The organism is Streptomyces sp. MS06, from assembly GCF_047200655.1.
In the GTDB taxonomy this organism is placed as follows: domain Bacteria; phylum Actinomycetota; class Actinomycetes; order Streptomycetales; family Streptomycetaceae; genus Streptomyces.
The window spans coordinates 26,205-46,897 of sequence record NZ_JBJZOJ010000062.1 but is presented as its reverse complement, the minus strand read 5'-3'; the positions used below and the strand labels follow the sequence as shown (position 1 = coordinate 46,897).

14 protein-coding genes are annotated in these 20,693 nt (G+C 73.6%); 6 read left to right on the top strand and 8 right to left on the bottom strand.

Annotated features, from left to right (window positions below):
* Window positions 1–202 precede the first annotated feature (202 nt).
* On the top strand, window positions 203–1,639 hold the full coding sequence (locus ACL02U_RS26900) for a lipase maturation factor family protein (RefSeq protein WP_412793543.1): 1,437 nt from the start codon (window positions 203–205) through the stop codon (window positions 1,637–1,639).
* 70 nt (window positions 1,640–1,709) lie between these two features.
* On the opposite strand, the gene ACL02U_RS26895 is transcribed toward ACL02U_RS26900, so the two are convergent.
* Entirely contained in the window at window positions 1,710–4,733 is a 3,024-nt protein-coding gene (locus ACL02U_RS26895; protein ID WP_412793542.1) for an alpha-mannosidase, read from the bottom strand.
* Between the two features lie 551 nt (window positions 4,734–5,284).
* Here ACL02U_RS26895 and ACL02U_RS26890 point away from each other — a divergent pair.
* Window positions 5,285–6,628, top strand: coding sequence for an amidase (locus tag ACL02U_RS26890; RefSeq protein ID WP_412793541.1), 1,344 nt, complete (start codon window positions 5,285–5,287; stop codon window positions 6,626–6,628).
* Window positions 6,629–6,712: 84 nt separating this feature from the next.
* Here ACL02U_RS26890 and ACL02U_RS26885 read toward each other — a convergent pair whose 3' ends face one another.
* Together ACL02U_RS26885 and ACL02U_RS26880 are read right to left on the bottom strand one after the other, a co-directional pair.
* Window positions 6,713–7,195: an N-acetyltransferase family protein gene (locus tag ACL02U_RS26885; protein ID WP_412793540.1), complete on the bottom strand. Its 483-nt coding sequence runs from the start codon at window positions 7,193–7,195 to the stop codon at window positions 6,713–6,715.
* Window positions 7,196–7,253: 58 nt separating this feature from the next.
* Window positions 7,254–7,427 (bottom strand): hypothetical protein, encoded by a 174-nt coding sequence (locus tag ACL02U_RS26880; protein WP_184826938.1) that lies wholly within the window; start codon window positions 7,425–7,427, stop codon window positions 7,254–7,256.
* A 457-nt stretch (window positions 7,428–7,884) separates the two neighbouring features.
* Here ACL02U_RS26880 and ACL02U_RS26875 point away from each other — a divergent pair, with 457 nt between their 5' ends.
* The gene (locus ACL02U_RS26875) at window positions 7,885–8,334 is read left to right on the top strand and encodes a hypothetical protein (RefSeq protein ID WP_412793539.1); all 450 of its coding nucleotides are present in this window, start codon (window positions 7,885–7,887) and stop codon (window positions 8,332–8,334) included.
* Window positions 8,335–8,399: 65 nt separating this feature from the next.
* Here the strand turns inward: ACL02U_RS26875 and ACL02U_RS26870 are convergent, their stop codons facing one another.
* The 3 genes from ACL02U_RS26870 to ACL02U_RS26860 form a co-directional block, all read right to left on the bottom strand.
* Entirely contained in the window at window positions 8,400–9,875 is a 1,476-nt protein-coding gene (locus ACL02U_RS26870; RefSeq protein ID WP_412793538.1) for an SDR family NAD(P)-dependent oxidoreductase, read from the bottom strand.
* Window positions 9,876–10,154: 279 nt separating this feature from the next.
* Window positions 10,155–11,900 carry a PQQ-binding-like beta-propeller repeat protein gene (locus ACL02U_RS26865; RefSeq protein ID WP_412793537.1) on the bottom strand — a complete coding sequence of 582 codons (1,746 nt, stop codon included), beginning with the start codon at window positions 11,898–11,900 and terminating at the stop codon, window positions 10,155–10,157.
* A 133-nt stretch (window positions 11,901–12,033) separates the two neighbouring features.
* The gene (locus ACL02U_RS26860; protein ID WP_412793536.1) at window positions 12,034–13,059 is read right to left on the bottom strand and encodes a glycoside hydrolase family 26 protein; all 1,026 of its coding nucleotides are present in this window, start codon (window positions 13,057–13,059) and stop codon (window positions 12,034–12,036) included.
* A gap of 212 nt (window positions 13,060–13,271) precedes the next feature.
* On the opposite strand from ACL02U_RS26860, the gene ACL02U_RS26855 reads away from it, so the two are divergent.
* The 3 genes from ACL02U_RS26855 (at window position 13,272) to ACL02U_RS26845 (ending at window position 17,464) form a co-directional block, all read left to right on the top strand.
* Window positions 13,272–13,928 carry a hypothetical protein gene (locus tag ACL02U_RS26855; protein WP_412793535.1) on the top strand — a complete coding sequence of 219 codons (657 nt, stop codon included), beginning with the start codon at window positions 13,272–13,274 and terminating at the stop codon, window positions 13,926–13,928.
* Between the two features lie 87 nt (window positions 13,929–14,015).
* Window positions 14,016–16,184 (top strand): bifunctional polysaccharide deacetylase/glycosyltransferase family 2 protein, encoded by a 2,169-nt coding sequence (locus ACL02U_RS26850; RefSeq protein ID WP_412793534.1) that lies wholly within the window; start codon window positions 14,016–14,018, stop codon window positions 16,182–16,184.
* The gene (locus ACL02U_RS26845) at window positions 16,181–17,464 is read left to right on the top strand and encodes an acyltransferase family protein (protein WP_412793533.1); all 1,284 of its coding nucleotides are present in this window, start codon (window positions 16,181–16,183) and stop codon (window positions 17,462–17,464) included. Before ACL02U_RS26850 ends, ACL02U_RS26845 begins: the two co-directional genes overlap by 4 nt.
* Window positions 17,465–17,570: 106 nt before the next feature.
* Here ACL02U_RS26845 and ACL02U_RS26840 read toward each other — a convergent pair whose 3' ends face one another.
* Both ACL02U_RS26840 and glgC read right to left on the bottom strand, forming a co-directional pair.
* Window positions 17,571–18,914 carry a wax ester/triacylglycerol synthase family O-acyltransferase gene (locus ACL02U_RS26840; protein WP_412793532.1) on the bottom strand — a complete coding sequence of 448 codons (1,344 nt, stop codon included), beginning with the start codon at window positions 18,912–18,914 and terminating at the stop codon, window positions 17,571–17,573.
* Window positions 18,915–19,443: 529 nt separating this feature from the next.
* Window positions 19,444–20,664 (bottom strand): glucose-1-phosphate adenylyltransferase, encoded by a 1,221-nt coding sequence (gene glgC / locus ACL02U_RS26835; protein WP_412793531.1) that lies wholly within the window; start codon window positions 20,662–20,664, stop codon window positions 19,444–19,446.
* Window positions 20,665–20,693 lie beyond the last annotated feature (29 nt).

The following is a 20,693-nucleotide window of genomic DNA, read 5'->3' as shown; positions in this document are numbered from 1 at the left end:
TCCGTGGTCTGGTTGCCCCCCCCCCCCCCCCCGGACCGCGGAACGGGAAGGGCGCGCCGCGGCAGCCGGTCCGGTCCGGTCTGCGGCGAGACGCGGCCGTCGTGCGCCTGCCCGCCCGTGTCGCGCACCCCGCGCGGCGGTGCGGCGGACGCGGCGGCGCGGGCGGTCGCGCGCCACACTGGAGGGAAGGAGCGTACGGCCCGTGGACTGGTTCTGGTTCTCCGCACCCGACTACTGGCTGAGCCGGCTGGTCTTCCAGCGGGCCCTGGCCGGTGTCTACCTGGTCGCGTTCCTGACCGCGGTCCTGCAGTTCCGGCCGCTGCTGGGCTCGCGCGGGCTGCTCCCGGTCCCCCGGTTCCTGGGGCGGGTGCCGTTCCGGCACTCCCCCAGCCTGTTCCACCTGCGCTACTCCGACCGCCTCTACGCGGCCTGCTGCTGGACGGGCTGCGCGGTGTCGGCGGCGCTGCTGGCCGGCCTGGACTCGGTGCTGCCGCTGTGGGGCGGGATGCTGCTGTGGCTGGTGCCGTGGGTGCTGTACCTGTCGCTCGTCAACGTCGGTCAGACCTGGTACTCCTTCGGCTGGGAGTCGCTCCTGCTGGAGACCGGGTTCGTGGCCGTCCTGCTCGGCAACGAGGAGGTCGCGCCGCCGGTCGTGGTGCTGTTCCTGCTGCGTTGGATCCTGTTCCGGGTCGAGTTCGGGGCGGGCCTGATCAAGATGCGCGGCGACGCCTGCTGGCGGAGGCTGACGTGCCTGGACCACCATCACGAGACCCAGCCGATGCCGGGGCCGCTGAGCTGGTTCTTCCACCGGCTGCCCGCGCCCCTGCACCGGGTGGAGGTGGCGGCCAACCACGTGACCCAGCTCGTGGTGCCCTTCCTGCTGTTCGCTCCGCAGCCGATCGCCGCGGGCGCGGCCTCGGTGATGATCCTCACCCAGCTGTGGCTGGTGCTGTCCGGCAACTTCGCCTGGCTGAACTGGCTCACCATCGTGCTGGCGCTGCCGGTGCTGCGCTACCCGGACGGCGGCGCGCCGCCGTCAGCGCCCGGCACGGCCCCGCCCTGGTTCGAGGCCGTCGTGCTCGCGGTGGCGGCACTGCTGGTGTTCCTCAGCCACCGACCGGTGCTCAACATGGTCTCCCGCCGGCAGGTGATGAACCGCTCCTTCGACCCGCTCCACCTGGTCAACACCTACGGCGCCTTCGGCAGCGTCAGCCGCGTCCGCCACGAGGTGGTCATCGAGGGCACCCGCGACGGAGTACCGCGCGAGACCTCCGAGTGGCGGGAGTACGAGTTCCGGGGCAAGCCCGGCGACCCGCGGCACTGGCCCCGCCAGTTCGCGCCGTACCACCTGCGCCTGGACTGGCTGATGTGGTTCGCCGCGCTGTCGCCCGCCTATGCCGGGCCCTGGTTCGGCACACTGGTGGAACGGCTGCTGGAGAACGACCGGGACACGCTGCGGCTGCTGCGGCGTTCCCCGTTCCCGCCGGACGAGCCGCCCCGGTACGTCCGCGCCCGCCTCTTCCGGTACCGCTTCACCACCTGGCGGGAGTTGCGGGAGACGGGGGCGTGCTGGCAGCGGACGTACGTGCGGGAGTTCCTGCCGCCGACTCGGCTGGCGGGTGACGGCACCGGGGACTGAGTCCGTGCGGGTGACGGTCCCGCACCGCCGGAGGCCCCGAGGTGCAGCACCGGCGTGTGGCGCGCCCCGGTCAGGCGCGGCGCAGCCGCAGGGTCACCAGTTCGAAGGGGCGCAGGCGTACGGCGATCCGGTCGCCGTCGACGTCCGGTGCCGGCACCTCGGGCAGGGGACGCTCCAGCAGGTCGGTGGCGGCCGCGGCACGCACCGGGAAGCCGACGGTCAGCGTGGCGCGGGCACGGCCGCCGTGGGCCTCGTGGAAGCGGACCACCACGTCGCCGCTGCCGTCGTCCGCGAGTTTCACCGCCGTGACGACGACCGAGTCCCGGTCGACGGCGACCAGCGGCTCGACGGCACCGGCGCCGGTCGCACGGCGTTCGGGCAGGTTGATCCGCCATCCCTCGCGTACCGCGTCCGCGATCGCCGCACCCGGCACCAGGGCGTGCCGGAAGCGGTGGACGCCCTGATCGGTCTCCGGGTCCGGGAAGCGCGGGGCGCGCAGCAGGGAGACCCGGACCGTGGTGGTCGTACCGCGGTCGGTGCCGGAGCGGACGGTGCGCGTCACGTCGTGGCCGTACGTCGAGTCGTTGACGATCGCCACGCCCCAGCCGGGTTCCTCCAGGTGCACGAAGCGGTGGTTGCAGGCCTCGAACCTGGCCGCGTCCCAGGAGGTGTTGGTGTGCGTGGGACGGTGCAGGTGCCCGAACTGGGTCTCCGCGGCGTACCTTTCGGCGTGCACGTCGAGCGGGAAGGCGAGTTTGAGGAACTTCTCCGTCTCGTGCCAGTCGACCTCCGTGTCGATCACCAGCCGGGCCTCCCCCGGCGGCAGCGACAGCACCTGGGTGGCGCGGGAGGAGCCGAAGCCGCGCACGACGCGTACCGAGCGGCCGTCCTCGCCGGGGGAGACCTGCTCGGCCCGGGTCAGGTCGGTGACGGTGTTGCGGTAGAACTCGTCCACGTCCCAGGCGTCCCACATGGCGGGGAAGTCGGCGTGCAGTTGGAGGAGGTTCGCGGCGCATCCCGGTGCGATCGTCTCGCGGTCGGCGACGAGGTCGCGGACCGAGCGGACCAGGCCGAACGCGTCGATCTCGACCCGCAGCAGTCCGTTGTCGAGGACGTGACCGCCGTCGGCACGCGGGGTGAGGCTGGCCGGGCTCCCGTCCTCGACGGCGGTCGCGGCGCCCCCCGCCGGGACGCCGCGGCGGCTGTGCGGTGCCGCGTTGAACAGCAGCGGTACCTCCCCGCGGCCGGCCAGGGCCCGCTGGGCGGAGTCGATGACCGCGGTCAGTTCGGCGGTGATCCGGTCGTAGGTCGCGCGTGCCTCTCGGTGCACCCAGGCGATGGACGATCCGGGCAGGATGTCGTGGAACTGGTGCAGCAGCACGGTCTTCCAGATCCGGTCGAGTTCCTCGTGCGGGTAGCGGAAGCCGGTGCGGACGGCGGCGGTGGCGGACCAGAGCTCGGCCTCGCGCAGCAGGTGCTCGCTGCGGCGGTTGCCCTGCTTGGTCCCGGCCTGGCTGGTGAGGGTGGCACGGTGCAGTTCCAGGTACAGTTCGCCGACCCAGACGGGGGGCTGCGGGTACTCGGCTTCGGCCTTCTCGAAGAAGCCCTGCGGGGTGTCCCAGGCCACCCTCGGCGATCCCTCCAGGTCGCGGAGGCGTGCGGCCCTGGCGACCATCTCGCGGGTGGTGCCGCCGCCGCCGTCGCCCCAGCCGGTGGGGGCGAGGGAGCGCCGGGCGGCCCCCTTCTCCTTGAAGTTGCGCACGGCGTGGGCGAGTTCGGCGCCACTCAGTCGGCAGTTGTAGGTGTCGACGGGAGGGAAGTGGGTGAAGATCCGGGTGCCGTCGATGCCCTCCCACAGGAAGGTGTGGTGCGGGAACGCGTTCGTCCGCGACCAGGAGATCTTCTGCGTGAGCAGATACCTGGTGCCCGCCGCCCTGATGATCTGCGGGAGCCCCGCCGCGAAACCGAAGGTGTCGGGCAGCCAGGCCTCCTCGTTGTCGATGCCGAACTCGTCGAGGAAGAAGCGCTTGCCGTGGACGAACTGACGGGCCATCGCCTCGGAGCCGGGCATGTTGGTGTCCGACTCCACCCACATCCCGCCGGCGGGCACGAACCGGCCTTCCCCGACCGCCTTCCTCACCCGCGCCCACACCTGCGGCCGGTGCTCCTTGACCCAGGCCCACTGCTGGGCCTGGGACATGGCGAAGACGAAATCGGGCTCGTCGTCCAGCAGGGCGGTCATGTTGGCGGCGGTGCGGGCGACCTTGCGGACGGTCTCGCGCAGCGGCCACAACCAGGCGGAGTCGATGTGCGCGTGACCGACGGCGCTGATCCGGTGCGCGGACGCCGCGGCGGGCGCGGCGAGTACGCCGGCCAGCCGGGAGCGGGCCGCCGCGGCGGTGCCGTTCACGTCCTGCAGGTCGATCGCGTCCAACGCCCGCTCCACCGCGCGCAGGAGGTCCCAGCGGCGCTGCGTGTCGACCGGCAGCTCGGCCATCAGGTCGCCCAGCACCTCCAGGTCGATCACCAGCTCCCACACCGTCTCGTCGAACACGGCGAGGTCCATGCGGGCGAGCGTGTACTGCGGTTCACTCCCGGCGGTCTCCGGATCGCCGAGCCGTGTCGGCCGGAAGCCGCGGTGCCCGAGGACGACCGGGTTGGAGGCGGCCTCGACGTGCAGCCGCACCCGTTCCCCGCCCTCGGCCGGCGCGGCCACACGCACCCACCGGTTGCGCGGGTTGAGGCCTTTCACCGGAGTGCCGTCGGGCCGGTACACCAGGCCCTCGCACTGGAAGCCGGGCATGGCCTCGTCGAATCCGAGGTCGAGGATCGCCTCCACGGTCCGCCCGGCCCACGCCTGCGGGACGGTGCCGGTGACCCGGAACCAGCCGGTGCCCCACGGAGCGCCCCAGCGGGCGCCCGCCGCGATCGGCTCGGTCCGCGCCGCGAGCCCCTCGGCGACCGGCACCGGCTCACCGGGGGCGTGCCACACCGCCACCTCCAGCGGTACGGACTCGGGGTGGACGGCGGGGCGGACACGCTCGTCGAGGACGCGCTTCAGACGGGCCTCGACCAGGCTGCGGTCGTCATGCATACGGGGCACTCCGTGGCTCGTACGGCGAGGGGGCAGGGGCGGGGGCGGGGGGCAGGGGAAGGGGACAGGAGCGGGCGTCGGCTCGGGGGGTGGTCGGTCGGCTCGGGCAGGGGATCGGCTCGGGCGCGGGGCGGCTCGGGGCGGGGCGGCTCGGCGCGGGGCGGCTCGGACAGGGGATCGGCTCGGGCGCGGGGCGGCTCGGGGCGGGGCGGCTCGGCGCGGGGCGGCTCGGACAGGGGATCGGCTCGGGCGCGGGGCGGCTCGGGGCGGGGCGGCTCGGGGGCGGAGGGCGACAGGGACAGGGGCGATCCGCCGGGAGGGCGGCCGCCGGGAGCGGATCCGGCGGCGGGACCGGCGCCGTCTACAACTCCCCGGCGAGTGCCGGTCCCAATCCCGCCGGCCCGCCCGGCGTCCGGCCCATCGGAGCGCGGGGGCCGGTCGGGCCGGCCTCCGGACTCTCGACGGGAAGCCCGGGAGGAGGGCAGAGTGGCCTCGACACCTTCACTACTCACCGGTAGTCCGCCTGTCGTCGCCCGCCCGAGGAGCGCCCCGTGACCCGTTGGGTCGGCCGTACCGCCGCCGAGATCGCCGCCGCCGTCCGCGAGGGCCGGGCCGAGCCCCGCACGGTGGTGGAGGAGCACCTGGCCCGCATCGAGCGGCTGGACGCCCGCATCGGTGCCTTCCGCACGGTGCGTGCGCAGGCGGCGCTCGCCGAGGCGGACGCGCTGGCCGCCCGCGCCGACCTGGCCGGGCTTCCGCTGGCCGGCGTGCCGGTGGCGGTCAAGGACAATCTCCCGGTGCGCGGCGAGTCCTGCCGGATCGGCTCCGCGGCCACCCCGGACTCCCCCGCCGCCGAGGACCATGTCACGGTGGCCCGGTTGCGGGCCGCGGGCGCGATCGTCGTGGGGCTGACCAACGTCCCCGAACTGTGCGTCTTCGGCACCACGGAGGGCGTGTACGGCACCTCCCGCAACCCCTGGGACCCGTCGCGGAGCGCCGGGGGCTCGTCCGGGGGCAGCGCCGCCGCGGTCGCCGCGGGTTTCGCACCGATCGCCCTCGGCAACGACGGGATGGGGTCGCTGCGGATACCGGCGGCCAACTGCGGCCTGGTCACGCTCAAACCGGGGCACGGCGTCGTGCCCGCGGACATCGGCGAGGACGCCTGGTCGGGCATGTCCGAGAACGGGCCGCTGGCCACGACCGTGGAGGACGCGCGGCTGGTGTTCTCGGTGCTCGCCGGGGACGGGCCCGTACGGCACGCCGAGCCCGGCGCCCTCCGGATCGCGGTCTCGCTGCGCAGCCCGCTGGCCGGGATCGCGGTGAGCAGGCCGTACGAGGCGGCCGCACGCGAGGCGGCGAGTGTCCTCGCCGGGGCCGGCCACACGGTGCGGCGCGCCGATCCCCCGTACCCGCTGTCCCTGGGTGTCACCGCCCTCACGCACTGGACGGCGGGCACGGCCGCGGACGCGCGCGGCCTGGACCGGCGGCTGCTGGCCCGCCGCACCCGGGTGCACGCCGCGGTGGGGCGGCGCTTCCTCGGCACGGTGCGCACGGGGCGGGAGCGGGATCGGCTGCGGGCCCGCCTGGCCCCCTTCTTCGCCGAGCACGACGTGCTGCTCACGCCCGCACTCGCCCGCCGCTCCCCCAGGGCCGCTGCCTGGCACGAGCGGGGCTGGCTGCGCAACGTCCTGGCCGACTCGGCCTACTCGCCGTTCACGCCGGCCTGGAACCTGGCCGGGTGGCCGGCGGTGGTGCTGCCGTTCGGCACGCTGCCCACGGGGGCGCCGTGCGCCGTGCAGGTGGTGGGCCGGCCAGGCTCGGAGGCGGACCTGCTCGCCGTGGCGGAGCAGGTGGAGCGGTCGCACCCGTGGCGGCGGACGGCTCCGCTGGACTGACGGCCGGGCCGCGGGTGCGGAGCCCGCCCGGCGGAGGGCGGGCCGTGAGGCGGGGAGCCGCAGGGGCCGGATGCCGACGGCGTGTCAGAGTGCCCGGTACATGATGTGCAGGCCGACGGTCCCGTGACGCGGGTGCTCATAGGCCTCCGGCACCGTGCCCAGTACGGTGAACCCGAGGGAGGCCCACAGCGCCACTGCCGGATTCGTCTCGACCACGGCGTTGAACACCATGCCCGTGTACCCGAGGGCCTTCGCCTCGGACAGGACGTGATCGGCGAGGGCGCGGCCGGTGCCGCGGCCGGTCCGGTCGGGATCGACCATGAAGCCGGCGTTGGCGATGCGGGAGGCGGGGCCGCCGTAGTTGGCGGTGAGGTAGGCGGAGCCCACGACGGTTCCGCCGTCGTCCTCGGCCACGTACACGCGTTTGGCCGGGCTCATCCACAGGGCGCGGGCCGCTTCCTCGGTGGTGTCCGGGTCCCAGGCGTAGGTCTCGGCGGCTGCGACGATGCGGTGCCAGAACGGCCAGATGCGCGGCCAGTCGTCGGCCGCGGCTTGTCTGATCGGCATGGGCGTGAGTCTGACACGCCCATGCGGTCGGCGATCGCGGGGGTGACGTCCGGGGGAGTCAGTCCACGCTGGGCAGGATGTGGGGCTCGGCCAGGTCGTCCTCGTACCCCGCCAGCCGGATCGGGGCCGACCGGGCCCACACGTCGAGGCTGCCGAGCTCTCCGGGACGGCGGCCCGCGCGTTCCGGGCGTTCCTTGGGGCGCTGCTCGCGATTCGTCTTCTCTGGTGTCACCGCGCACTCCTTATGTGTCGGTCACCCTCGGGACGCCCGGACCCCGGCACGGCCTGGAGTTCGACGCCCGCTCGGGTCTGGCTCGATGCGGATCGGACGCGGTGGCGTCGGTAACTCGTACTGAGAGCAGGCCGTTGTGGACCGGCTTGTCCCACGACGGGCCGTGGGTGTGGGTGGGACCCCGTACTGCTGCCCGCCGACCACAGATTAACCAAATGAGCGGCCCACTGCTCGATAGCGCTGAAAATTTGGGGTAACCATGGCAAGTCACCCGCATGTCCCCGCTGGTGAATTGAACCTTTTCGCCCCGCGACGCGCCTTTCGGGCGTCACCCGATCGGTCTACCGGCGCGCGGGGCGCCCGACCTCGTCACGCCGTTCAGGCGCCGTTGGCCGCGGCGACAGGTCGGCATGCTCGGGTGGTGTCCCGCAACGGCTGTCTCGCGGGAGGACCGACGGTGGAGCTGCGCAGCGTCGAGGAGCTGATGGATCTGCTGTACGCCTGCCGGGGTGTCGTCGGCCCTCCGGTGCCGGGCAGCACGGCAGTCGACCTGCACGACCAGGCCTTGCGTACCGCCGCCCTGCTGCGCCGAAGCCGGCCCGCGGACAAGGAACTCCAGCTCACAGGCCTGATCGGGCCGATCGCGCAACTGCTGCGGCCGAATGACCCGGAGGCCGGGGCCGGCCTCGCGGCGGACGCCGTGCGCGGACTGCTCGGCGAACGCGTCTCGGACCTGCTGCGCCGCCGTCCCCGGCACGGAGGTCCGGCCGGGGACGATGCGCTCACCCTCCGCCACGCGGAGGAGGAGAGCCGCGCGGGCGGCTTCGACGCCGGGGTGCTGGAGGACTGGCGCACGGTGCTGGAACTGGTGGCGGCCCGCAACTCCCGGATGGGCGCCGTCGACTGAGGCGCCGGGGCCGCCGTCCCCAGGGCCCGGCGGCCGCCGTCACCCGGCTCGGCGCCGGGTGCGGCTCACCACTTGCCCGGCGCGTAGTCCTTGAGGAAGACGCCGTACACGTCCTCGCCCGCCTCACCGCGCACGATCGGGTCGTACACCCGGGCGGCTCCGTCGACCAGGTCGAGCGGGGCGTGGAAGCCGGCTTCGGCGAGGCGGATCTTGTCCGGGTGCGGGCGTTCGTCGGTGATCCAGCCGGTGTCGACGGCGGTCATCAGGATGCGGTCCCGCTCGAACATCTCCTCGGCGCTGGTGCGGGTGAGCATGTTCAGGGCGGCCTTCGCCATGTTGGTGTGCGGGTGCCCCGCTCCCTTGTAGCCCCGGTCGAAGACGCCCTCCATGGCGGAGACGTTCACGATGTAGGCGCGGCCGGCCGCGGCGGCCGCCATCGCCGGACGCAGCCTGCTGATCAGGATGAAGGGCGCCGTGGAGTTGCAGAGCTGCACCTCCAGCAACTCGACCGGGGTGACCTCGTCCACGGTCTGGATCCAGCTGTTGGTGGCGTGCAGGTCGGGCACGAGTCCGCCGGCGTCGATGGCGGTGCCGGCGGCGATGCGTTCCAGCGACGCCGAGCCCGACACCAGGGCCAGGTCCGTCACCTCCCGCGCGGTCAGGGCGCCGCCCCCGGCGACCGGCAGTTCGGTGACCGCGCCGGAGCCGAAGGTGCCGATCACCTCCGCGGCGGGCAGCTCACCGGAGGGCAGCGGCGCGGACTCGGCGGCGACCAGTTCGCTGTAGGCCTGCGGGGAGCGGCGCACCGTCTGCGCCGCGTTGTTGATGAGGATGTCCAGGGGGCCCTCGGCGGCGACGCCGTCGGCGAGAGCGACGACCTGGGCGGGGTCGCGCAGGTCGATACCGACGACCTTCAGGCGGTGGATCCACTCGTCGCTGTCGGGCTGGGCCTTGAAACGGCGGACGGCGTCGTTCGGGAAGCGGGTGGTGATGGTGGTGTGGGCGCCGTCGCGCAGCAGCCGGAGCGCGATGTACATACCGATCTTGGCGCGGCCGCCGGTGAGCAGGGCGCGCCGCCCGGTCAGGTCGGTGCGGGCGTCGCGGCGGGCCCGGTTCTCGGCGGCGCAGGTCTGGCACAGCTGGTGGTAGAAGTAGTCCACCTCGACGTAGCGGGCCTTGCAGACGTAGCAGGACCGCGCCCGGCGGAGTACGCCGGCGATCCGGCCGGGCCCGATCTTGGAGGTCGGCAGGACGCCTTCGGTCTCGTCGTCGACACGCTCGGCGGAACCGGTCGCGGTGGCCTCGGTGACCGCCTTGTCGTGGGCGGTCTTGGCGGCGCGGCGCTCCTGGCGGCGGCGCTGCTTGACCGTGCGGTAGATGTGCGAGGTGGCCCGGCGCACCCTGACCGCGTCCGGGTGGTCGACGTCGAGCGTGTCGAGTTCCTCCAGCACGCTCAGGCAGACGGCGAGGCGCTCGGGGTCGATGCCGGGCCCGTCCGCCTGCTCGTCCGCCTGCTGCGGGCCGTCCTGTGTCACCGTCATCGCACTGCCGATCCCTGAAATGCCGTGGCGGCGCTCCGATCGCGCCCGCTTTCGAACGGGGAATTGTACGGAGCGCCCGAGCCGGTCGCCAAACCGCCCGCCGCGATGCGGCCCGGGGCCGGCCCGCGCGTCCTGCCCGGTCGGCCGCTGCGGGCACCGCCCGGGGGTCCGCCCGGGGCGGGCGGCGCCTCCCGCAGGGCAGCGCCTCCCGGACTGCGGGGGCGGCCCGCACGGCGGGGGCGGCCGGCTGCCCGTGGGCTCGCTCTGGGCGGTCGGGGGCTACCGGTAGTACCGGACGGCGTCGGAGGTCCCCTGGGCGTCGAGTTCCAGAACGCCCCCGTCCGGGGTCACGTACACCGTTCCCGCGGTGAAGCCGCCGCGCGGCAGCAGCGTCACCGGGGTGGCGTCCCCGGTGTGCGGGTCGAGCCGGAGGAGCTGCGGGGCCCCGGAGGTGGTGACGGCGTACACCGCGCCCTGCCCGTCGGCGGATGCGGCGAGTGCGGCCTGCGGGCGGCTCCACAGCTTGGCGCCGGTGGTGACGTCGTAGGCGTCGATGCCGTCGCCCGTCGCGTCCTCGGCCGGGACGACCAGGACGTCGCCGACGAGCCTGGCGGAGCGGTCGGCCGCGGTCTCGTTGCCGGGTCTGACGGCGGTGTTGCCGACGGCGAGTTTGCGGCCGGCGCCCGCGGCGGTGAGGACCCGGACGCTGTCCTCCACGGGGGTGTGGAGCGCGGCGACCAGCGGGGCACCGGACAGGATGCTCTTGACCACGGTGCTGCTGGGGCGGGTCCGGGTCCACAGGGTCTTCCCGGTCTCGCCGTCGTAGGCGGTCAGGGTGTAGCCCGACCGCTGGTCGGCGCAGTAGTCGCTGACCAGCACGACGCCTTCCGCACCCCAGTCGCGGACGTTGCAGTAGGAGCCGCGGGCCCGGTACCCCCAGACCCGGTGGCCGGTACGGACGTCCAGGCCGCCGAGGAAGTTCTCGCTGACGATCGTGGCGACGGAGCCCTGGACAAAGGTTTCCGCGGCCGTGGCCGTGGGATGCGTCGCGTCGACCAGGGGCACACTCCAGAGGATCTTCCCGGTGGTGGAGTCGACGCCGGCGAGCGTGGTGCAGGAGTGGCCGTCGCTGCCGAAGGCGACCGTGCCGACGCCTCCTGCGGCGGGGCGGGGCGACATGGCGCACGGCACGGCGCTCGCGGTCTCCGGGGTGGTCCGCCACACCTGCTTGCCGTCGGACAGCCGGTACGCGCTGACACCGCCGCGGGTGGAGGCCCGGACCAGCAGGGTGCCGGTGTTCCAGCTGCCGATCAGCTCGTCGCCCGCGGCGGGTGCGGCCACCTTCCAGACCAGCGCGGCACGGTCCGATGCGACGGGCACCTCCTCGGAGTGCCGCAGCGCCACCGCGGTGCCGCCCGCGGCGGCGAGGACGGCCAGCGCGAGGACGGCCCGGGCGGCACGTCGGCGGCTGCCGCGCCCGGTCCGCGTGTCGCCCGCGTCGTCGGGCCCGCGGAGGTGCGCGTCCTCGGGCGGGGCGGCGTGCGCGTCCTCGGGCGGGACCGCGTGCACGTCCTCGGGCGGGACCGCGTGCACGTCCTCGGGCGGCACCGCGTGCACGTCCTCGGGCGGGACCACGTGCACATCCTCGGGCGGGGCGGCGTCCGCCGGCCTGGTGACGGGGTCGGTGACCGGGCCGGGCGGCTCCGAGGGGGAGGCGGACCTCCGGCCGGGCACCGCCCGCCCGAGGGCGGGGCGCCCGCCGACCGTCGACGGTCGGGGTACGAAAGGCGCGGTCTGCCGGTCCGGGCGGGCGGGCTCGGCGGGCGCCGCTCCCCCGGCCCCGGTGGCGCCGGTGGACGGTTCCGGGGCCCGACCGCGGTCGAGTGCGTCCCCGAGGCGGGAGCGGTGCGGCCGCTCCGGTCTCGGCGGGCCGTCCGACCGGGCGCCGACCGGTGTACGCGGCCGGAACGCCCAGCCGGGCTCCTGCTCCGCGAAGTCCTGCCCCGTCGGGCGTTCTTCCGTCATCTGCCGTTTCCGTTCCGCTCGGTACTTCGCGCCGCGGCGGCCGGAACCGCTCTCGCGCACCCTCGTCGATTGCGCGGCCGGCGGCACCGGGCGCCGCTCTCCGCGCGGCCGGACCTCGCCGGCCGCTGATCGGTCACCGGCTCCGGTCACCGGCGAACGGGTGGCCGAAGCCCGCGCGGGCCGATTCCACGCGGAACGCCGCCCGGGCGGCCAGCGAGGTGTCGATGCGCCAGTCCGTCGGGCGTGAACTCCCCGGCCAGGTCTTGCTCTGGTCGTACCAGACCAGCCCGATGACGCCCGCGTCCGCGGCGCCCTCGAACAGGTCGCGGATCTGGGCCTGCTTCCTGCTTCCCTGCGCCACCGCCGTCTCGGTGATCAGGACGGGCTTGTCGCAGAAGTCCGCGATCTTCTTCAGGGTGGGGGTGAACAGGCTGGAGAAGGCGACGCCGTCGACAGGGCCGTAGTAGCCGACCAGGCCGACCCAGTCGACGTAGCCCTTCCCGGGGAAGTAGGGGCGCAGCGCGGCGGTGCTGGCCGTGTCGATGACGTGCGGGTTCCAGACCCAGATCACGTTGGTGACGCCGAGCTCGCGGAAGACGTCGTGGAGGTGCCGCCAGGCGCCGACGAAGTCGGCGGGCTTCGCGTGGCCGGGGCCCCAGGCGTGCCAGGGGCTGTTCATCTCGCCGGCGAAGGAGAGGGCCAGCGGGCCCTGGTAGGCGGCTACCTGACGGGCGAGGGCGCGGATGTAGGTGTCCTCGGCCCCCTCGGCCACCGCGGAGAGCGGGGTGTCGCCGGGTACCAGCGCGAGCATCGGGAGCTGGCCGTGCTTCCAGAGGAAGGCGTTGCCCTCCGGGTCGAAGTCGGCTCCCCAGCTGGCGTAGTACTCGCGTATGTCGGGGGCGCGGCCCGCCTGGTCGGTGAACGTCTTCACGATGTCGTACTGCCAGGGCGTCTTGTTGTCGACGACGCCCAGCATCCGGCCCGAGGGGTTCAGCATCGACGAGACGTCGAAGCGGGGCGAGGGGGACGGCGAGGCTCCGCCCGCCGCGCGGGCGTCCCCGGCGGCTCCGCGGCCGCCGAACACGTAGAACGCCAGGAGACCTGCGATCACGAATGCTGCTGCGGCCAGGAGGTAGCCGGGGCGGGGGCGTCTGGCCATGCGCGGGTCATCCGATCGGCAGGGGGCGGGGTCGGGGACCCGGATTTTACGAGGCCTCCCTGAGTTTTCCATATCTTGTCTCAATATGATCACAGGCGATCGGACAGAGCGCGCAAAACGAACATCCAAGCGGGGATACACAGTTCGTTCCAGTAGCTTTCGACGCGCCCTGGAGTCCGCGGCGACGCGATCATGGAAAGCCGAGGTCGTCGGTGATCAGTGCCCCCGTGCCCAACGATCCGTCACCCGTCTTCGTGGACCGGACGGGGCGGCGCGGCCGTCGTCTGCGCGGTGCCGGCTGGGTGTTCGGCGTGCTGTGCGTGGGGTGTTTCCTGGCCATGATCTCCGGCCTGCTGGGCACCCAGTCGCATGCGCCGGCGTTCGCCGTGCCCCGCTCCGCGGACACCACTCCGCCGAGCCGGTACGTGAACGCACCCCTGCCCTCTCCTCCGGGCCGACCGAGCGGACACGGGAAGCCTTCCGGCGCCTCGCCCTCGGCGAGCCCCTCCGCCACCGGTGCTCCCACCGGCGCGGGGGCGCCCTCCGGTGCCGCCACCCCGAACAGCGCCACCACCACCGACAGCGGCACCGGCTCGGACGGCGCCGGCGCGGCGACGCACCCGGCGACCGGCGCCGGCCACGCCCCCTCCCCGAGCACCGCGAGCAGTGCCGGCGGCGCTGCTTCCGCTGCGGGCGCCGGCGGCAGCGACAGCGGCGGCACCTCGGGGACCGCGGGCACCGGCAGCACGGCCGGCACCGGCACCTCCGGCGGGGGCGGTGACACCGCCACGGGAGCCCCGGACACCGGCGGCGGCACCTCCGGAGCCGGAGCGGGCTCCGGGGCCGGCTCCGCGGCCCCGGTCCCCTGACGCTCTGCGCAACCGGACGACTGACCCTCTGCGCAGCCGGCCACGACGCCACCCCGCCACGCGAAGACCACGACCACCAGGAAGAGCATGTCCCGCCACCAACGCTCCCGGCGCTCCGCCCTGCGGTCGCGCCGACTCGCAGCGCCTCCCCTGCGCTTCTTCCTGCCGCTGACCGTGCTCGTGACGCTGCTGGCACTGCTGGTGCTGCGGGGCATGGCGAACAACGAGGTCTTCCACGACGAGCGGACCGCCGTCTCGGTGGACAAGGGCACCGTGCCGCCCGGAGTGCTCCAGGGCGGACCGGTCGTCGACGCGCGCGGTGACCGGAACGACCATCCGGTCAGCTACACCATCCCCGACAAGACGGTGGTGCTCAGCTTCGACGACGGCCCGTCGGCGAAGTGGACTCCCAAGATCCTCAAGGTGCTGGCCGAGCAGAAGGTGCACGCCGACTTCTTCGTGACCGGCTCGATGGCCACCCGCAACCCGGAGCTGATACGCCGGATCGTGGCGGACGGGCACGAGATCGGCCTGCACACCTTCACCCACCCCGACCTCGCCCTGCAGACCAGCACCCGGCTCACCTGGGAACTCGGCGAGACCCAGCTCGCCCTCGCCGGCGTCGCCGGTATCCACACCACCCTGTTCCGCCCGCCCTACTCCTCCACCGTGGACGCGCTGGACGACTGGAGCTGGCCGGTGACCAAGGAGGCCGGCGCGGACGGCTACCTGGTCAGCTTCATCGACAAGGACACCGACGACTGGAAGCGGCCCGGTGTCGACGCCATCGTCAAGGCGGCCATGCCGGACCTGCCCGGCCAGGGCCAGATGGTGCTGATGCACGACGCGGGCGGCAACCGCGCGCAGACCCTGGCCGCGCTGCCGATCATCATCCAGAAGCTCAAGGCCGAGGGCTACAGCTTCAGGACGATCGGCGAAGCGCTCGGCACCGGGCCGGCCAACACCCGGGTCACCGGGTACGACCTGTGGGCGGGCAGGGCGTTCCTGTGGTGCACCTCCTTCTCCGTGCGGCTGATGCCCTGGCTGGTCGTCCTGCTGGCAGTCGTCGGCACGCTGGTGTTCCTGCGCTTCGCCCTCATGCTCGTGCTGTCGGCGTTGCACGTGCGCCGCACCAGAAAGCGGGGCTTCACCTGGGGCGAGGCGGTCACCGAACCGGTCACCGTGGTCGTGCCGGCCTACAACGAGCAGGAGTGCATCTCCAACACCCTGCTCTCGCTGGCCAGGAGCGACCACCCGATCGAGGTGATCGTCGTCGACGACGGATCGAGCGACAACACCGCCGCGCTGGTCGAGGAGCTGGACCTGCCGATGGTCCGGCTCATCCGGCAGCCCAACAGCGGCAAGCCGGCCGCCCTCAACACCGGCGTGGCCGCCGCCTCCTACGACCTGGTCGTGATGATGGACGGCGACACCGTGTTCGAACCCTCGACCGTGCGCGAGCTGGTGCAGCCCTTCGCCGACCCGCGGGTCGGCGCGGTGGCCGGGAACGCCAAGGTCGGCAACCGCGACACGCTGATCGGCGCCTGGCAGCACATCGAGTACGTCATGGGCTTCAACCTCGACCGGCGCATGTACGACGTGCTCGGCTGCATGCCGACAATTCCCGGCGCGGTGGGCGGCTTCCGCCGCTCCGCACTGGACCAGGTGGGCGGGATGAGCGACGACACGCTCGCCGAGGACACCGACGTGACCATGGCGCTGCACCGCGGCGGCTGGAGGATCGTCTACGCCGAGAAGGCCCGCGCCTGGACCGAGGCGCCCGGCAGCCTGCGCCAGCTCTGGTCCCAGCGCTACCGCTGGAGCTACGGCACCATGCAGGCGATGTGGAAGCACCGGCACGCGGTGCTGGAGCGGGGCACGGCGGGGCGCTTCGGCCGGGTGGGGCTGCCGTTCGTCGCCGTGTTCATGGTGCTGACACCGCTGCTCGCGCCCGCGATCGACGTCGCGATGCTGTACGGGGTGCTCTTCGTCGACCCGTACTCGACCCTGGCCGCCTGGTTCGGGGTGCTGGGCCTGCAGGCCGTGTTCGCCGCCTGGTCCTTCCACCTGGACGGTGAGAAGTACTGGCACCTGATCACGCTGCCCGTGCAGCAGGTGGTGTACCGGGTCCTGATGTACATGGTCCTGCTCCAGTCCTGGATCACCGCGCTGACCGGTGGTCAGCTGCGCTGGCAGAAGCTGCGCCGCACCGGCGAGGTGGGCCTCGACGTCACCATGGGGGAGATGCCGTCATGACCACCGCGGAACCCGTCGGAGCGAGGTTCGCGCCCGACTCCGACACCATGGCCCTGCGGGCACTGCCGGAGCCCCTGGTCACGGCCTCGGGCTTCGTACTGCCCGTCGAGCCGGACCCCGAGCCGGCCGAGCCCGTGACCCGGAAACCGGGACGCGACCGGTACCTCGACCTGCTGCGGGCCATGGCCCTGGTCCGCGTGGTGATCTACCACAACTTCTCCTGGACCTGGCTCCCGCTGGTCTTCCCCTCCATGGGCGTGATGTTCGCCCTGGCGGGATCGCTGATGGCGCGGTCGCTGAGCCGTCCGGCGTTCGGCGTCCTCCGGTCGCGGCTGCGCCGCCTGCTGCCCCCCATGTGGATGTTCGGGGCCGTGGTGGTGCCCGCGATGATCCTCGACGGCTGGGGCCCGGGCTACGACGGGCACCCGAACTGGTGGTGGGGCCACCTGGCGTTCTGGATCCTGCCGATCAGCACGCCGCCCTTCGCCGACCAGCTCGGCGGCTTCGGCGGGCATCTCCCGGCCACCTGGGCGGAGCAGATCGTGGTGCCGTTGTGGTATCTGCGCGCCTACCTGTGGTTCATGCTGCTGTCACCGCTGATGCGCCGGGCCGTCCGCCGGCTCCCCTGGGTGTCGCTGGCGCTGCCGCTGGCGCTGTCGGCCCTCCTCAACTCGGGGCTGGTCGACCAGTCCGGCAGGATCATGGAGACGGCCACCGACTTCACCACCTTCGGCGCCTGCTGGATGCTCGGCATGGCCTACCACGAGGGCGTGTTCCGCCGCATACCCGCCTACGTCGCACCGTCGATCGCGCCACTGCTGCTCGCCTTCGGCTACTGGTGGCTCCAGCAGGCCCCGGTGGACCAGCCCCGCATCGGACCCGACATCGAGACGGTGCCGCTCGCCCAGGCGATCTGGTCCTTTGGCAGCGTGCTGCTGCTCCTGCACCTGAGCCCGTCCTGGGAGAGCTGGCCGCAGCGGCTGGAGCGGTTCAACGGGGTGGTCAGCCTGCTGAACTCCCGCGCGGTCACCGTCTACCTGTGGCACTGCGTGGCACTGGTGCTGACCGAGCCGCTGATCGACCCGCTGTGGAACAACGACTTCTGCTACACGCACCTGCACTGGCTGCTGACCAGCCAGTGGTTCCCGCTGCTGGTCGCCGTCCCGCTGATCGTGCTGGCACTGCTGCTCTTCGGCTGGGTCGAGGACGTCGCCGCCAGGCGCCGCCCCCGGCTGTTCCCCTACCCGCGGCGGCCCAAGGGCCAGCGCCGGAAGCAGTGAGCCCGCCGACCGCGGCCGCCCGCCGACCGGGGTCGCGACCGCCGGATGACCGGGGCCGCGACCGCCGGATGACCGGGGGCCGCGGCCCGGAGAGGCGGCGCCGCGATCACGGCGCGCAGGCGGCGCCCAGTACCTCCGTCTCCCGGGACACGGCCCGGGCCAGCACGTCCAGGTCCGGCACGGCCCGCGCGTCGGCGACGAGCCCGTAGTGGACACCGCCCCGGTACGTGGACACCGCGACGGCGAGGGAGTGGCCGCGGGCGAGCGGGGCGAGCGGGAACACCGCGGTGAGCGGGTGCCCTCCCAGCTTCAGGCCGAGGCCGGGCAGCGGAACGCTGGTGACCAGGATGTCGAACCACAGCCGGGCCGCCTGGCCGGCGAGCGGTCCGCCCAGCCGGTGGCCGAGCGCGGGCACGTGGTCGGCGAGCAGCGCGACCGCTCCGGCGCCCCGGCCCGGCCCGGCCTCCTTGTTCCGGTCCATCGCCGTACGGACCGCGCGGAGGCGGGCGACCGGGTCGGGCTCGCCCACGGGAAGCCGTATCAGGTAGCCGGACAGCCGGTTGCCCTGGGGATGCGCGTTGCGCGGGCGGCGCCGGGAGACCGGCACGAGAGCGCGGGGCGCGACATCGTCGGTGCTGTCGCCGCGGGCGTCGAGCCAGCGGCGCAGGGCACCGGCCACGACGGCGATGAGCACGTCGTTGACGGTGCCGCCGACCACCTTGCGAATGCGGTGCACGTCATCGAGGTCGAGCACCACGCCGGCGGTCCGCCGGGTGCCGGTGGGCGGGGCGGTGAGTGCCGGCGTGGTCCGCATGCCCAGGGTCGACACGGCGACGGAGGCGCCGATGTCGAGGGCGCGGCCGGCGTCGGAGAGGGCACCGCGCACGAGTCCGGGCAGCCGTCGCACCTCGGGCAGCAGGGGGCGGTGCGGCACTTCGGGCCGCGGCCGGGAGACCGGCAGGTCCACGGGGTCCAGGACGGCGGCGGCCAGGGTCAGTGCGCGCAGCCCGTCGGCCAGGGCGTGGTGGAACTTGAACAGCACCGCGAAGGACACTCCGTCCTCACCCGGCAGCACATGTGCCTCCCAGGGGGGCCGGGTGCGGTCGAGCGGGCGCTCCAGCAGCCGGCCCGCCTCCGCCTGGAAGTCCGCGGCCGGTGCGTGCAGGCGGACGTGGCGGAGCGGGTCGAAGTCGGGATCGGGTTCGCGGACGGCGCCGCCGAAGGCGGGTGCCGCGGAGCGGGGGGAGGTGAGCGGCCGCCACAGGTCCCGGATCCGCATGCGCAGTCCGGGTACCGCGGCCGCCCGGGCGACGAGCAGGTCGGCGGCGTGGGCTCCCGCGGTGGGCGAGTGCGCCTGGAAGACTCCGAGGGCACCGAGGTGCATGGGGTGCCCGGCCGATTCGATGTTCCAGAACGCCAGGTCGAGGGGTGCGAGCAGGTCGGAAGTCAAGGGCGTGGCCTCGCGTCGGCGACGGGGGTGGGTCAGCAGTCAACCGCCCACCGGCGATTACGGTCAAGTACGATCGAGCTACGCATAGTTAACAACACATTAAGTACCACACCTTCGGCGCGGGGTGGGACGGATGGTGCGGATGGTGGTGCCCGGGGTGCCCGGGAACAACTCGCTCGCCCGGGAGCACCTCGTCCGCCCGGCTCGCCCGACTCGACCGACTCGACCGGCTCGCCCGGCTCGCCCGACTCGACCGGCTCGACCGGCCGGGTCGCCGCGCGTCGTACCGGGCCGGCGTGCGGGTACGGAGGGGCCGTAAGCGGTGCCGGGCACCGCCGTGCGGGGTATCCGAGCCGCCCGGCGCCGTACCGAGGCGCCACCGAGGCGCGCCGTACGTACGCCGAATGGCCGTACGTCGGACCGGGGCGCCGCCGTGGCGTGGCGCCGCCCGGCGCGGGCGTGCCGGGTCGCCGGGGAACGCAGCCGGGGAACGCAGCCGGGTGCACGGGCGGCCGCCGGACCCGGTCGGCTACGACACCCGCTGGCCCTTCCCCAGCGCGATGACCCCGCCCTTGGACACCGTGTACAGCTCGGCGTCCCGCTGCGGGTTCACCCCGATCGTCGCGCCCGGCGGCACCTCGACGTTCTTGTCCAGCACCGCCCCTCGGACCACGGCACCCCGGCCGATGTGCACGTTGTCGTGCAGCACGGAGCCCTGGACGACCGCGCCCGGGTCGACGACCACACCCGGTGAGAGCACCGACCGGGTGACCTGGCCGCGGATCAGGCAGCCGGCGCTGATAATCGACTCGCCGGCGATACCGCCCGCGTTGAAGCGGGCCGGGGAGAGCTGGGTGGAGTGGGTGTAGATCGGCCAGCTCCGGTTGTAGAGGTTGAAGGCGGGGCGCTCGGCTATGAGGTCCATGTGCGCCTCGTAGTAGGCGTCGAGGGTGCCGACGTCACGCCAGTACCCCTGGTCGCGGCTGGTCTCGCCGGGTACGTGGTTGGCGCTGAAGTCGTACAGCGCGGCCTCGCCGCGGTCGGTGAGCTGCGGCAGGATCGAGCCGCCCATGTCGTGCGCGGAGTCGTCGTCCTCGGCGTCCCGCTGCAGCGCCGCCACCAGCGCCTTGGTGGTGAAGAGGTAGTTGCCCATCGAGGCGAAGACGCGCTCCGGGTCGTCGGCGAGTCCGGGCGGGTCGGTGGGCTTCTCCAGGAAGCGCTCGACGGTGCGGCCGTCGGAGCCGGGGGTGATCACTCCGAAGGCGGCGGACTCGCCGCGCGGGACGCGGATCCCCGCCACGGTGACCCCGGCTCCGCTGTCGATGTGCTGGGCGAGCATCTGGCGCGGGTCCATGCGGTACACGTGGTCGGCGCCGAACACCGCGACGTACTCGGGCTGCTCGTCGTGGACCAGGTTCAGCGACTGCAGGATCGCGTCGGCGCTGCCCCGGTACCAGCGCGGTCCCAGCCTCTGCTGCGCCGGGACCGGGGTGACGTAGTTGCCGAGCAGGCTGGACATCCGCCAGGTGGTGGTGATGTGCCGGTCCAGCGAGTGCGACTTGTACTGGGTCAGCACGCAGATCCGCAGGATGTCGCCGTTGACGAGGTTGGACAGCACGAAGTCGACGAGGCGGTAGGTGCCGCCGAAGGTGACCGCCGGTTTGGCTCGGTCCGCGGTCAGCGGCATCAGCCGCTTTCCCTCTCCGCCCGCCAGTACGATCCCGAGTACCGAAGGCCCACCACGACGCATGGCCGCTCCCTCACTCTGGTCTGACCACG